Here is a 13,986-nt window from a genome sequence, read left to right as displayed (position 1 = left end):
TGGAGGATTAGTGTGGCAAAAGCAAAGGTGGCCAAGCGGCCCACAAGAGATGAATTTGTGCTTGAGGAGTTAGGTAATCAGTTAGTTGAAGCTAAGCAAGAAGGTTCTGAGATTTTATTGACCGTATGGGGAAAAGAAGAAGAGGTACGCGGCATGATCGTGGAAATGGATTCGCGAACCGGGAAAGTACACCTTAGTAACCATGAAGAAATCATAAAAGTTCCTTTTATGGATATCATGCAGGTTAATTATCCCAGAGATTAATGGGCACGGCAGCAACAGGAGGTCCTGAAAGCTATCATAGCTTTGGGGCCTCTTTGATCATAAAGGTAAGGAATAGAGGATATAGAAAGGGAGGTCAACAATGCAAGTAACCAAAACCAACGCGATGCGAATGCTGGATGCCAAAAAAATCGGCTATGAAGTGTTCGCCTATGACAATGAAGATGGACTAATCCATGGCACGGCTGTGGCTGAGAAGATTGGAAAGGCGGCAGAGACGGTTTTTAAAACGTTGGTCGCTCATAGCGGTGCAAATCTTTATGTATTTGTTATCCCTGTTGCCGAAGAGCTGGATCTCAAAAAGGCGGCCAAAGCCGCCGGAGAGAAAAAAATTGAGATGCTGCCAGTGAAGGATCTGCAGAAATGGACAGGGTATATCCGCGGTGGTTGTTCACCTGTTGGAATGAAGAAGCTGTACCCCACGTTCATTGAGAGCAGCGCAGAAGGGCTGGAAACAATGGCTGTCAGCGCTGGGAAGATTGGCCAGCAAATGGATGTAGCCCCACAGTTACTCGCTGAGGTTGTACATGCGAAATTTACAGAACTAATCAAATAGCCGAGCAGCAAGCTGGCCTAAATATTCCTTCAATGCTAACCCTGTTGTGGAGATCGCTCCTGGGGATGGACTGAACTTGGCGGGCTGCAGTGCAATATCAGCGCTGGCGATATAATCCGTAGGATAGGCTTGCGCTGTTAGCCCTGCATTCTTAAAGTGCAACATCGCTCGGGACATATGAAAACCTGAAGTAACTAGTATAGGTTTTATAAGTCCGGTTTGTTGCAGGATGGCTGCGGTATTTACAGCGTTTTGCTCCGTGTTGAGGGATTGATTTTCGATCAGGATGTCCTCTTCGGGTATGCCCAGACCCAGTAGTTGTCTTTGCGCGATATCCGCTTCATTACCACTGTCGGAGAATACTTGTCCGCCAGAAAATAAGATTGGCAGACCTGTCTGCCGATGGAGGCGAACAGCAGTAAGCAGGCGATTTGCCGCTGATCCATATAAATTGCCCTCGCCGTCTATATCCGGTGTGCCAGAGCTGGCGCCCCCGCCGAGTACGACGATGACATCTCCTTGCAAAGTTTCCGGCTGCGGATATTTCCGTTCTAGACTGCCGATCAGCGCATCGCTGACTAAGGGTGTCATGGAGAAATACATTAATAGTGTAACCCCGAGTAGAACTAGTGCTGGCCGGCGGTTTTTTTTCCATAACCAAATGACTAAACCTAGCAGAAGCACGATAAACAGGCCGGGAGGAAGCACAAAGCTGTATACAAATTTGATGATGTAAACCAACAGTATCAACCGCCTTCTAAAAATATAAGTTCAGGTTGTATTGTAACATGAGATTGCAAGATTACATATTTACATGCGTATCCTTATACAAAACGGATATTGCCGCAGCTATCAGAATCATCCCCATAAAAGCGGGTGCAGTATGGCCAAGTGATACATATATTTGACCTCCAATCACAGGCCCGATCATTCTTGCTAAAGCCTGAATAGATTGGCTACCTCCTTGAATCCTCCCTTGTTCACTAGAATCGACAAACTTGGAAAGCATCCCATTGAATGAAGGCCCAAAGATCGAATCCCCAAAACCAAATATAAACATTCCAGCGATAAAAAGCGGATAGTATGAGAACAAAGCAGATAATGCAATAAGGCTGTAGCCTATAATCTCCGAAACCATTCCAAGAATTGCGATCTGTTTATCCCTAAATTTCAGCAAAAGCTTAGGCATGATGAAACCCTGTGAAATGATGTCTTGGAAGCCCATAATTGAAAACATCAGTCCGATTAGTGCAGGCTTCCAGCTGAAAGTATCCATTGTGAATTGTGAAAAAACAGCCTGTAAAGATCCGTTGGGTATCCAGAGTAAGAATGCTGAGACCAGTAGCCTTTTTAAGTTTTTTATGGACAATATGCTTGCAAGCTGTGTAAATGGATTCAGTCTTACCAAGGTAATCTCTTTTAGTCTATTGTTCTTGTCAAGGCTCTCAGGCATAAAAAAGAATCCGTAAACAACATTTAATAAGGTTATTATTGCTCCGAAATACATAGGTACAGAATAACCAAATTTGGCAAGTAAACCGCCTAGCGTTGGACCAATGACGGTGCCTACTCCTACAACCGCACTCACCCAGCCAAAGTATTTGGTTCTCTGTTCTGGAGGAATGATGTCAGCAAAATAGGCGAAGATAGTACCTATGCTTCCGCCAGTTATACCTTCTATTATACGTCCAACAAAAAGTACCCATAACGCTCCTCCTATCCCAAAAACTAAGTATCCAATCGCGGAACCCAAAAGGCATACCAAGAGTAATGGACGACGCCCATATTTGTCGCTCAAAGCTCCAAGTGCAGGGGCTGCAAAAAATACGCAGACTGCATAAACAGACGTCAGCAGCGTGACAACTATAGCCTGTTCTCCCGGATTGCTTATATAAGGCTGCACTAAAAATGGGACAACGGGCATGATGATACTGAAGCCTATTCCGCACAGAAACACAGAGATCAAACCGAAGATTAGAGCGTGTTTATCTACGGTTTGCTCTGTGTTCTGTTCATTATGTGATCTGAATTTGAACATTAAATTCTCTCCTCAAAAGTTGATGTTTTGATTCCTTGGAAACAAATCTGGTGCATCACCATTTTTATCACGGTTTTGTTTCCGTGTCAACAAAATAATGACCATAAAAATGCAGCCTTTCTCATAAGAGCCCGGCTGCATGGAGTTTCATTTTCATTATTCGAATTTATTCGGATTAAAATCTATACCCTGTTTCTTTATTTCTGCATCCAAATGCCTACTATACTTTTCTACGAAGCTAAGCATACTGTCAAATTGCTCCTCAGTTACCTGCTCAAATACGGCTTTATCCCGCTCTTGGAACTCTTTGTGCAGGTCCTCATGGATTTTATAAATTACTTTCCCTTGCTCAGTAAGCCTAAAATAGATTTCTTTTTTGTTATCCGATTTTTGGTAGCTTTCGATGAGGCCCTTTTGGATGAGCTTCTTAGTTAATTTACTTATGGCACCGCGAGTCATATAAAAGGACTCTGCAAGTTTTGTGACGTTGGAATCTGCATTTTTTTCAATGTATTCGATGCAATGTACTTCAGAAGGTTTATAACCCTTAAGACTGTCTTCCATCTTATCCTTATTAAGCCAAACCATCTTGTTATATACGTCCCTGAAACCCATCATGACCTGATCTTCTTTGTTCATGGCCTGTCCTCCCAGCGCTCTTACATTAACAAATTATATTGATTTTTTGTTTCTATTTCAACAATATTAAAGTTGAGGATAGTTTGTTTCATTGAACTTTAGATAAAAATAACAGGTGAGTAGTAACAAGCGTAGATATAATATTCTTAAGAAACTGCGGTTTCTTCTTAAGAAAGTTCATCCGCTTGAAGCTGCACCAAAGATTGTTTGTCTGTTATCATAAGATTAAGATGATTGGACAGCTGTGGGATGATTTCTCTAAGGTAGGAGGACTGCATAGTGAAGAGTATTCGGGTACTGCTCGCAGATGATGAACCGGTGATTTTGCGAGGCCTAAAAAAACTGATTTCATGGGAGAAGCTTGGACTAACCATTGTTGGAGAGGCCAGTGATGGAATTGAGCTGAAACAACAGATCGAGGATTGTGATCCTGATCTGATTATTAGTGATATAAGCATGCCAGGATATACAGGGATTGATATCATCCGCGAAATTCATGAAGCTGGCAGAGCGGTGAAGGTTATTTTTATAAGCGCTTATCAGGAGTTTACGTATGCCCGTCAAGCACTGCAATATGGTGCGCTGGATTATTTGGTGAAGCCCGTGAACAAAAATCAGCTGGAACAGGTTGTGAGCAAAGCCGTCTCCCTTATTCGTCAAGAAACAGAAGGCGAGCGCAACAAAGAGAAGCTGAACCATTATGAACAGAGAAACCGCAGATTAACGATCGAAGAATTGCTCGACAAGCTGACGGACGGCAATAAGGGAACAGCAGACACCTTACTTGATATGGGGATTATTGCGCTAAGTCGCTACGTCAGTATTTGTTTGGTAGAGACGGACGAGTCGTCGGGGCAGCCTTCCAGATGGGAAGAACGCGAACGTAAGCTAATTGATTTTGCACTGTCTAACATTATTAAAGAAACCGTGGAGCAAAGCGATAATAGCTATATGTTCCGTAAAGGGGAACGTTTTTGTATCCTGCTCCAGCATGAATATGCTGAGGAACCAGCGAGAATTGCCTTAGACCTCCATGACAAAATTACAAGTTTTCTGAAATTAAAGGTGACTCTTGGGGTAGGCAATCCTGTTGACGGTATGGATGATGCTGATGAATCTTATCGCCAAGCTTTGAAAGCGCTAAATTATAAATATTTTACAGGGCCTAATCGTGTGATTCCTGTTAAAGAGAGCAGGTATGAGAGTGAATCATTGATTCAAGCTCCGCTGCATGAAATCCAGTCCGCCCTTGGGATTGCCATGAAATTACAACACAAAGAACAAATTGAGCAAGAGTGCCTGCGATTATTTCAGACGATCCGGCAGACGGCAGGCGGGAATAGAAACCAAGCCGTTTCTACCGTATACAATACATTCTTGCAGCTTGAACAAGAGCTTATTCAATTCGGTGTGGAGGCAGGTCCATCACTTCAGGATACAAATCCGATTCTTGAACGATTGGCTAATTATTCTACCTTCCAAGAGGTGGAGGAAGATTTCCGTGTGCTTTTGAGCAAAATGTCCGGGCAAATTGGCAGTCGCATGGGCAGTAAGGAACTGAAGCAGCTATCCCAGGTGAAGGCTTATATTGAGGAGCATTATCCAGAAAATATTACACTGGAATCTATGGCAGGGATGATGTTTATGAATTCCTATTATTTCAGCAGCTTTTTCAAAAAACATACCGGACAGAACTTTAAGAATTATGTCACTGAGGTGAGGATGAATCATGCCCTTCGTTTATTGCTGCAAAGCGATATGATGGTTTATGAGATTGCCGATAGTGTAGGCTACAACAATGCCCGGCATTTTAGCGATATGTTTAAGAAGAAATATGGCAAGCTGCCACAAGAATATAAGCAATCCTTCAAAAGCCAATAGTCAGATGGATAGCAAAGGGGATGCCTTCATTCATGTTTATCTGGGGCCGAAGATCCAAAAGTATATTTGTTAAATTCTCCGCTTCCTTTTTATTAGTCGGCCTAATTCCGCTTTTTGCACTTAGCTACATTTCTGTGCAGACGTTTTCCGGATATGTCGAGCGTTACACAACAAGCAATTTGCAGCAAATGGTGCTATATATGAGCTATAACCTGAATTCAGCCTTTAATCAGTACAATGAGGTCTCTAAGCTGATGTATACGGGACGATATGAAGGTTTTATCGAGAGTTATTCGCAGAATCAAACCTATAATGTAAATGAACTGGAGCAGATCAATACGATTCCTATTGAAACCTTTCTAAAAACAGTTCTCTACAGTGATTCCTACATCACCAGTGTTTATTTTCATAGGGAGTCAGACGATAAGCTCTACTATCAGGAAAAAGAAAACAGAGGGGTCAATTTTGATTTGCTGCCTTATCAAGAGTGGTTAACTAAAATGGCTCCAAATCCTTCACAAGTGGCAATTTTCCCTACCCATTCCGAAGAATATTATACAGGTTCAAAGCGCAGTGTGTTCACCATCGGCCGTACTTTAATTGATATTTCCGGGCGTGTCACCAAAGATCCCAAGATAGTAGGGACCTTGTTTATGGATGTGGATGTTTCGTTATTTAATCAGTTCTTCAGAGAATTAAATCTGGGGGGACAGGATGAATTATTCCTGCTGGATGGCGACGGAAATGTATATTTCACGAATGAGGCAAGGTCAGCGAATGGAGAGGCTTTTCGGGCTAAAAAGGACGAGGAGATGATCGTTCTCAGTGAAGAGATTCCTTTTCTTAAAGGCACGGTGACTGCCAGAATTCATCGAGCAAATTTATTCGATCAGCTTTTTTCAGCCCGTACGACGGTGTTTATAGCGATGTTTATTTGTGCGATTGCAATGATCATCATGGGTGTCTGGTTCTCTAGGCGGCTGGCTGCTCCGATTCGGAACTTAATTAAGCAAATGGCTATCGTAGAATCCGGTAATTTGGATACCCAGATGGTCGTGAACAGCAATGATGAAATGGGTAGACTTAGCCATGGTTTTAACCGAATGGTCGAGCGTTTACAAGCCTATATCGATGAAGCTTACGTTGCCCAGATCAAGCAGAAGCAAACGGAGTTAAATGCTCTGAAGAGTCAGATTCGTCCGCATTATTTATACAACACCCTGGAAGTCATTCGAATGAATGCGGTGGATAAAGATAATGATGAGGTCGCAGATATGATTTTATCACTCTCTAACCAGTTGAAATATGTAATCGACTATGGAGAGGATAGGGTAAGCATACGACAGGAGCTGGAGCATCTACGGGATTATTTCTATATTATCTCTGTGCGGTATGAGAATAAGTTTGAGCTTGTAGTCGATCTCTCACCCGAAGTGGATCTGAACTGGTACATTCTGAAATTGTCACTTCAGCCGATAGTTGAAAATGCTATCCAGCATGGCTTGCGCAGTCAAGGCAGAGGGACAGTTGGATTGACGATCGAAAAGAAAGATGAAATGCTGTTGGTTACGATCTATGATGATGGAATCGGTATGAGCAAGGAAAAGGTACAGCAGTTGGCTGAAACCTTGGAAGAGCCTAGTTCGCCTAGCAAAAATGTTGGACTTAAAAATGTACATGAACGAATTCGTACAGTGTACGGAGCAGAATACGGGGTATCTATTAGCAGCCGGGAGCATATTGGGACATCAATTCTATTGTTGCTTCCGATTGTAGAGGATCCGTATAAAATCTCGGATTCGGAGAATGCGTAAAGGATAGACGATGAACGGAAGACTGCGGTCTTTCGTTCTTTTTTTACTTATTCTTAAATTCACCGCATATCCCGCTTAAAAAAGTTCATTCTAACTATTTATAAGGAATGCTATTCTATTAGCAACGGAAACGCTTTCGAGAGATGATGCGCACATCTTGCTTCAGTTTCCACGGTTCACTAAAAGGGGAGGCTATTATGATATGTACAAAAAAACAATGATGAAACTATCCGTATTGTTACTTGCCACAACAACAGTTTTGACTGCTTGCGGTGGAAATAATAATAATGCAGGAAGTAAGGCAACTAATACGCCAGCATCCGAGACGCCTTCAAATACACCGCAAGAGAACAAAAAAGAGGTTAGCTTTACGATAGGTTACGCCTCCGGAGATCCGGCCACCAAAAAAGCTATCTCAGATACGGTCAAAAAGTTTACTGCAGCTAATCCAAATGTCACTATTAAAGATTTGAGCGAAACTTCATCCGCTGCCTATCTTGACTGGCTGAAAACCAAGGATGCTGTGGGTGAATTCCCGGACCTGGTGGAAATGCGGGATACAGAAGTTTTTGCCGATGCGGGTAAGATTGTAGAGCTGCCTTCCGATCTGCTAGATTTATTCGAAGCCCCTCCACAAGTGGATGGTAAGGTGTGGAACGCACCGCTGCAAGTGAACGCTCCCCAAGGGATTATCTACAGCAAAAAAGCATATGCGGATGCAGGGATCACCGAGCTTCCAAAAACGTATGACGAATTCATCGCCATCCAAGAAAAATTGAAAACATCGGGCATTACTCCGATTGTAGTAGGCGGAAAAGATATTTTCCATATGGGCTTTTGGGTTAACAAATTCCTGATTGATGAGGTCTACTCGAAAGATGCAGATTGGAACTCCAAACGTACCGCTAAAACGGTCAGCTTCACTGATGCTAATGTAGTTCAAGGCATAACGGACTTCAAAGAATTGTTCAAGAATTATGTCGATAAAGGTTGGCTCAGCACGGGCGACAATCAGACCGCTTCGATTCTTGTTTCTGGCAAAGCAGCACAATTGTACTCCGGTACGTGGATGTTTACACAAATCGCTGAAGCAGACCCGAACTTTGAATTTGGCTTCTATGCTCTTCCTGACCGTGAAGGGAAAATCAATGTCATAGGTCTTCCGTCACCTGCAGGCTGGTCTTTATCGGCTGAAGCCGCTAAGGATGCAGACAAAACAGAAGCCATCAAAGACTTTATCCGTTTCTTCTTCGCCCCAGAACAGTATTCGAACTATTTAGCAACGATAAATGCGATTCCTTCAACAAAAGAGAAAGTAACCTATGACACAAGTGAACAAATGCAGGTGGCTTTGGATCTTATTGCTGACCCGAATGTAGTGAAATCGTTGGCGATCAATAACTGGTGGGGAGACAATCTAATCCCTCCACAATTCCGTAACTGGTACTACAAGCTGTTGCAGGATCTCGTGGTAAAAGATGGAGATGTAGCGAAGTACATGAAAGATGCGGATACAGAGTATGACAACCAAGTGAAAGCTAATCAGATGTAAGAGCAGCGCCTGATCGAGCAACCTCTGCTGCTGCAGAGGTTCTCTTTTTAACAAGCGCGGTCTTTAAGGGAGGGAGAGTAGCCATGGCTACATCCGCAGTAAATGCTGACAAGTCATTGATAGGCACTGTGCAGCACAAAAAGAAAAAGAAAAAATGGCAGTCCTACGCTCTGCTGTTCATATTACCATCATTTATTTTGTACACCTTGTTCGTTATCGTCCCTACAGTAGGCAGTGTCTATTTAAGCTTCACCTCATGGGATGGCATTAGCGACAACGTAAGGTATATCGGCTTCGCTAACTTTGTGGAAATTTGGAATAGTCCAAGGGTGCATAACGCACTGAAAAATACGATGATCATGACCATTTCACTTGTTGTTCTAGAGAATATTGCAGCAATTGCAATGGCTATGATGGTCGATAAGGTACGCTGGTTCCGGAATTTATTCAGAAGTGTATTTTATTTCCCTACGTTGCTTAGTGGGATCGTAATGGGTTTCGTCTGGGCGATGATCTTGAATTACAACTTTGGTGTATTTAATCAGATTCTGGAGTCTGTTGGGCTTGGAACCTGGATTGTGGATTGGTTGGGCAATCCTAAATATGCGATGTTGTCGATTATTTTGTCTACCGTTTGGAAAGGCGCGGGGTATTATATGATCATTTATCTCGCTGGATTGCAAGGTATTCCGCAGGAATTGAATGAGGCGGCCAGTATTGATGGAGCAGGGGGCTGGCAACAGTTCCGGCATATTACCTTTCCGCTGCTTGCGGGGTCAATGACAGTATGTATGGTATTATCGATGATCAGCGCCTTGAAGATTTTTGATCAGATTGCCGTCATGACTGATGGTGGTCCGGGCTTTGAGACGGAGACATTAACTTATATTATTTATAAGGTTGGGTTTGGTGAATTAAGACAAGGTTTTGGTACTGCGCTGGCGATGGTCTTGTTCTTAATCATACTTATCATTACAGTCTTCCAAGTGAAGGTTCTCCAGAAGCGGGAGGTGCAGCTCTAAGATGACGATGCAGACACGCAAAAGAGTTGGGCAAATCGCACTTTTCATTGTTACATTATTAGTGGCTATTATCTTTTTCTTTCCTATTTTCTTTAATTTGATGTCAGCCTTCAAGAGTAATGCAGAGATTATGAAGGATGCCATTGCTTTTCCGAAAACTCTTTATCTGGACAGCTTTAAATATCTGTTAACCGAAACAGAGTTTCCACGGGCTATTCTGAATAGTCTGATTTTGACAGCAGTTTCTATTGCGGCACAGGTCTTAATTATTCCGATGGCGGGCTACGCAATTGAACGCAGAAATGCCAGATGGACCCGGTTCATGTTCGTTTACTTTTTAGCAGGAATGATGATCCCTTTTCAGGCGTATATGATTCCTCTGTTTAAAGAGCTTAGAATGCTGGGGTTATACGGCAGCCTTGCCGGTCCAATTCTAATTTATGTAGCCGGTGCGGTGGGCTTTGGGTGTCTGCTGTATACAAGCTTTGTCAAAGGCATTCCTAGAGAAATTGAAGAAGCGGCAGAGATCGACGGATGTTCTCGTTATGCGATATTTTGGAAAATTGTTTTCCCGCTGCTAGGACCCGTCACAGCCAGTATGGTGGTCTTAAACGGACTTGGAATCTGGAATGATTTCCTGATGCCGATGCTGGTATTGCCTTCAGGAAAGGCTAAAACTATGGTCGTGGAAATTTACCGTTATATCGGAGAATTCTCCTCACGTTGGGATATGATTTTTGCAGGAACAGCAATGTCGGTTGTGCCTGTGCTGATTGTGTTTATCGCCTTGCAGAAGTATTTTGTTAAGGGGATTGCGTCTGGTGCAACGAAGGGTTAATTCATAAAAAGGGATATATCCTGTGACCACTTTGTGGGCTGCGGGGTACATCCCTTTTTTTTGTATGGAAAACAATCACTAAAGTGTATTTGGATTCGCGGTTAAACGGCGGTAGCCCATTGGCGGGAGACCTGTCCAGCGTTTGAATTGCTTGCTGAAATGGGACACATCCCGGTATCCTAGCCGGTGGGCAACCGATTCGACAGATAGACTATTATCCATTAGCAGCAGTTTGGCGTGACGAATGATCAAGCGGGATAAATATTGTCTTGGCGACATGCCATAAATTTGGTGGAAAACACGATTGCAGTGAGTTGTACTGTATCCGAGTTTTGCCGCAATGTGCTCAATACCGCCGCCTCTTTCGCCTGTGCTTGCAGCGGAGGAGACAGATCCTTGCAGCAATCCTTCGATGGCGTTAGCTAAGGCGACGGTATTTTCCGTAGCTTCTGTATCTGCCAGGAGGGGCATCTCCGAAAGTACCCAGCCGCTGAGCGCGGTTAGAAGTTGCAGCGAAGCATGCAATGTAATCAGGCGATTTCTGTGTGTGTCCTTTGACTCTGACAGGATGGAAGAATTTATGATGACATCTAGAGCGGAACGAATGGCTCGCAGCTCCGGGGTATTCCCACTTAGACTAACAGCGTCTGCTGTTAGCAAAGCTCGCCGTAAAATCAGATCATCAATATCAAAATGCAGGCAGTAATAAGTCATGTCACGACTAGCATTCGAACCGAGGCTGCTATGTTCTACACCGGGACGAATGAACAAAATATCACCGCTTTGCTGGATAAAAGATTTATTGCCGACCGTCATATGTTGCTCACCCTGCAGTACAACGTTAATCTCAAACATAGGATGAGTGTGTACGGGATATTGCCAATCCGGATTTACTTTTCTCCAATGCGCGGCGAAGATATGGAAAGCCGCTTGGATGTCTGGAGACATCTGGCCATCAATAGAATTATGAAAAGCGGGATCATTCGAGATCATTTCAATCCTCTTTTACTGTAAAGTTTGGCTTCATTATAACATAGGTTTTTATCGATGTTTGATTTGCCCAAATAAAAGAAGGCTTTAACCCTGTTGTACTTCCGGAAAGATCGATAACATGGAGATATAGCCCGGAGGTATCCGGGACCATGCTGGAAGGAGTGTTATTATTTATGGCGCATAATCAATTTTTTAATGCCCATCATTCACCGATTGGTGCATTTGCGAGTTTCACTTTAGGATTCAAAGGAGCTAGTGGAGGTTTTGATCTGGAGATTGGAAAACCACCTAGACAAAATATATTCATAGGATTAGAACGTGCTGACGGAAAGGGATATGATACACTGCCATTTCATGAAATCGGGGGAGAGGACGAAAGTAAACGTTATGATATTGAGAATCCGGATCCTAATCCTGACAAGGAGAATATTCTGTTCCCTTTTCAAGAGCGTGAGATTTCTAGAGATTTTCATATAGCCACAGACAGCTGGAGTGCGGGTGATTTGAACTTCCGGATTCTGTCCCCCGTTCGTTCTGTACCGGATCCAGAAACTGCTTCTATAGAAGAAATGAAGGATGTGCTGCTGCCTGCAGTGCTGGTTGAACTCGAAGTGGACAATACCTCATCCGCCACCTCGCGCCGTGCATTCTTTGGTTTTCAGGGAACAGATGTGTATAGCGGAATGAGAAGACTGGATGATGTATCATCGGAGATTACAGGCGTTGGCCAAGGAAGATTTATTGCGATTGCTGCGGAAAAAGGAACTGCAAAGTCCGCACTCCATTTCACCATGGAGGATATCCTAACGGAGGAGCTGCAGGAGAATTGGACCTTTGGACTGGGACGAGTCGGCGCTTTGATCATGGATGTTCCAGCCGGAGTAAAAGAAACTTACCGCTTTGCTATTTGTTTTCACCGTTCAGGTTATGTCACCTCAGGAATTGATGCTTCTTATTACTACAATCATTATTTCAACAATATAGAGGCAGTGGCTGAATATGCATTAGCTAGATTTGATATCCTTAAGCAAGAAGCGGAGCAAGCTAACGATAGATTTACTCATGATGACCTATCCGCAGATCAAACCTTTATGTTAGCGCATGCGATTCGTAGTTATTATGGCTCCACGCAATTGCTGGACTACAAGAATAAGCCATTTTGGATCGTCAACGAAGGCGAATACCGGATGATGAATACCTTTGATCTTACCGTCGATCAGTTATTTTATGAGCTGCGTTTGAATCCTTGGACTGTACGTAATGAACTAGATATGTTCGTGGAAAGATTCAGCTACGAAGATACGGTGCGTTTCCCGGGTAATGATACAGAGTATCCAGGTGGAATTAGCTTCACACATGATATGGGTGTAGCCAACGTAGTTTCACGTCCGGGATATTCTGCTTATGAGGTCTATGGCATTGATGGTTGTTTCTCACATATGACACATGAACAATTGGTTAACTGGGTGCTGAGTGCAGCAACTTATGTAGAGCATACAGGCGACCGCGGCTGGATGGAACGTAATCTGAGTATTATGGAGAAATGCCTGGATAGCATGGTAAATCGCGATCATCCAGATCCTGAACAAAGAAATGGTGTCATGGGGCTTGATAGCTCACGTACGATGGGCGGAGCCGAAATTACTACGTATGACAGTCTGGATGTGTCTTTAGGTCAGGCTCGTAACAATATTTATCTGGCAGGAAAATGCTGGGCTGCTTACTTGGCTATGGAGAAAATATTTGCAGAGCATGGGCGTGCGGAACAGTCCAAAACAGCAGGGGATCAGGCTGAAAAATGCGCCGCAACAATGGTGGCAAGTGTTACAGCAGACGGGTATATTCCGGCTGTCATTGGAGAAGGCAATGACTCCAAGATCATTCCGGCTATCGAAGGCCTTGTCTTCCCTTACTTTACAGGCTGCAAAGAAGCTCTTGATCGTAATGGACGGTTCGCCGCCTATATTGGCGCACTCGACAAGCATCTGCATGCGGTGTTACAGCCGGGAGTATGCTTATTCGAAGACGGAGGCTGGAAAATCTCTTCAACCAGCAATAATAGCTGGCTCAGTAAAATCTATCTCTCCCAATTCATCGCCCGCAGCATTCTGGGACTGGAATGGGAGGAACGGGGAGCGGCAGCGGATCGTGCTCACGTAGCTTGGCTCACCCATCCGGAGCTTTCCATCTGGAGCTGGAGCGATCAGATTATTTCCGGTGAGATCACGGGCAGTAAATATTATCCGCGTGGCGTTACAGCGATTTTGTGGTTGGATGAGAAATAAGAGTAGATAGTTTCAATAAGTAGAAACGGAATATGCAAAAATACTAAGAGGGGGCTACCCCTCTTTTTTGCTGTTTCGAAGTATAC

Annotated in this window: 12 protein-coding genes; 8 read left to right on the top strand and 4 right to left on the bottom strand. The window is 43.6% G+C overall.

What is annotated here, in order from left to right; translation table 11 throughout:
• Window positions 1-12 precede the first annotated feature (12 nt).
• Together NST94_RS17585 and ybaK are read left to right on the top strand one after the other, a co-directional pair.
• Entirely contained in the window at window positions 13-264 is a 252-nt protein-coding gene (locus NST94_RS17585; RefSeq protein WP_036688306.1) for a YolD-like family protein, read from the top strand.
• Between the two features lie 100 nt (window positions 265-364).
• Complete coding sequence (gene ybaK / locus NST94_RS17580; protein ID WP_076129827.1) at window positions 365-838, top strand: Cys-tRNA(Pro) deacylase; 474 nt, start codon at window positions 365-367, stop codon at window positions 836-838.
• On the opposite strand, the gene NST94_RS17575 is transcribed toward ybaK, so the two are convergent.
• The 3 genes from NST94_RS17575 to NST94_RS17565 all read right to left on the bottom strand — a co-directional run bounded on the left by NST94_RS17575 (window position 827) and on the right by NST94_RS17565 (window position 3,515).
• On the bottom strand, window positions 827-1,579 hold the full coding sequence (locus NST94_RS17575) for a YdcF family protein (protein WP_076190957.1): 753 nt from the start codon (window positions 1,577-1,579) through the stop codon (window positions 827-829). The two genes, ybaK and NST94_RS17575, sit on opposite strands and share 12 nt — an antisense overlap.
• A gap of 61 nt (window positions 1,580-1,640) precedes the next feature.
• On the bottom strand, window positions 1,641-2,876 hold the full coding sequence (locus NST94_RS17570; protein ID WP_076301594.1) for an MFS transporter: 1,236 nt from the start codon (window positions 2,874-2,876) through the stop codon (window positions 1,641-1,643).
• A 156-nt stretch (window positions 2,877-3,032) separates the two neighbouring features.
• Entirely contained in the window at window positions 3,033-3,515 is a 483-nt protein-coding gene (locus tag NST94_RS17565; protein WP_076182515.1) for a MarR family transcriptional regulator, read from the bottom strand.
• A 279-nt stretch (window positions 3,516-3,794) separates the two neighbouring features.
• On the opposite strand from NST94_RS17565, the gene NST94_RS17560 reads away from it, so the two are divergent.
• The 5 genes from NST94_RS17560 (at window position 3,795) to NST94_RS17540 (ending at window position 10,622) form a co-directional block, all read left to right on the top strand.
• A complete protein-coding gene (locus NST94_RS17560; RefSeq protein WP_076190964.1) occupies window positions 3,795-5,396 on the top strand; it encodes a response regulator in 1,602 nt (533 codons plus the stop codon).
• 32 nt (window positions 5,397-5,428) lie between these two features.
• Window positions 5,429-7,210 (top strand): sensor histidine kinase, encoded by a 1,782-nt coding sequence (locus NST94_RS17555; RefSeq protein WP_280753092.1) that lies wholly within the window; start codon window positions 5,429-5,431, stop codon window positions 7,208-7,210.
• A 202-nt stretch (window positions 7,211-7,412) separates the two neighbouring features.
• Complete coding sequence (locus tag NST94_RS17550) at window positions 7,413-8,762, top strand: extracellular solute-binding protein (RefSeq protein ID WP_076129833.1); 1,350 nt, start codon at window positions 7,413-7,415, stop codon at window positions 8,760-8,762.
• Window positions 8,763-8,845: 83 nt separating this feature from the next.
• Window positions 8,846-9,784, top strand: a complete 939-nt coding sequence (locus tag NST94_RS17545; RefSeq protein WP_076129834.1) for a sugar ABC transporter permease — start codon at window positions 8,846-8,848, stop codon at window positions 9,782-9,784.
• Between the two features lies 1 nt (window position 9,785).
• On the top strand, window positions 9,786-10,622 hold the full coding sequence (locus tag NST94_RS17540; protein ID WP_179089370.1) for a carbohydrate ABC transporter permease: 837 nt from the start codon (window positions 9,786-9,788) through the stop codon (window positions 10,620-10,622).
• 78 nt (window positions 10,623-10,700) lie between these two features.
• On the opposite strand, the gene NST94_RS17535 is transcribed toward NST94_RS17540, so the two are convergent.
• Complete coding sequence (locus NST94_RS17535; protein ID WP_076129835.1) at window positions 10,701-11,615, bottom strand: helix-turn-helix domain-containing protein; 915 nt, start codon at window positions 11,613-11,615, stop codon at window positions 10,701-10,703.
• Window positions 11,616-11,788: 173 nt separating this feature from the next.
• Between NST94_RS17535 and NST94_RS17530 the strand changes: the two genes are divergently transcribed.
• Window positions 11,789-13,900, top strand: coding sequence for a glycoside hydrolase family 52 protein (locus NST94_RS17530; protein WP_339281129.1), 2,112 nt, complete (start codon window positions 11,789-11,791; stop codon window positions 13,898-13,900).
• The last annotated feature ends 86 nt before the right edge of the window (window positions 13,901-13,986 follow it).

The sequence above is a fragment of the Paenibacillus sp. FSL H8-0282 genome (assembly GCF_037963825.1).
In the GTDB taxonomy this organism is placed as follows: Bacteria; Bacillota; Bacilli; order Paenibacillales; family Paenibacillaceae; genus Paenibacillus_AQ; species Paenibacillus_AQ odorifer.
This window is presented reverse-complemented; position numbering and strand designations above follow the sequence as displayed.

What these genes read in the sequence shown, in the direction of transcription:
- NST94_RS17555 (WP_280753092.1), top strand. Translation starts at nt 5,429, where the DNA reads ATGTTTATCTGGGGCCGAAGATCCAAAAGTATATTTGTTAAATTCTCC.
- NST94_RS17570 (WP_076301594.1), bottom strand. Translation starts at nt 2,876, where the DNA reads ATGTTCAAATTCAGATCACATAATGAACAGAACACAGAGCAAACCGTA.
- NST94_RS17545 (WP_076129834.1), top strand. Translation starts at nt 8,846, where the DNA reads ATGGCTACATCCGCAGTAAATGCTGACAAGTCATTGATAGGCACTGTG.
- NST94_RS17540 (WP_179089370.1), top strand. Translation starts at nt 9,786, where the DNA reads ATGACGATGCAGACACGCAAAAGAGTTGGGCAAATCGCACTTTTCATT.
- NST94_RS17530 (WP_339281129.1), top strand. Translation starts at nt 11,789, where the DNA reads ATGGCGCATAATCAATTTTTTAATGCCCATCATTCACCGATTGGTGCA.
- NST94_RS17565 (WP_076182515.1), bottom strand. Translation starts at nt 3,515, where the DNA reads ATGAACAAAGAAGATCAGGTCATGATGGGTTTCAGGGACGTATATAAC.
- ybaK (WP_076129827.1), top strand. Translation starts at nt 365, where the DNA reads ATGCAAGTAACCAAAACCAACGCGATGCGAATGCTGGATGCCAAAAAA.
- NST94_RS17535 (WP_076129835.1), bottom strand. Translation starts at nt 11,615, where the DNA reads ATGATCTCGAATGATCCCGCTTTTCATAATTCTATTGATGGCCAGATG.
- NST94_RS17550 (WP_076129833.1), top strand. Translation starts at nt 7,413, where the DNA reads ATGTACAAAAAAACAATGATGAAACTATCCGTATTGTTACTTGCCACA.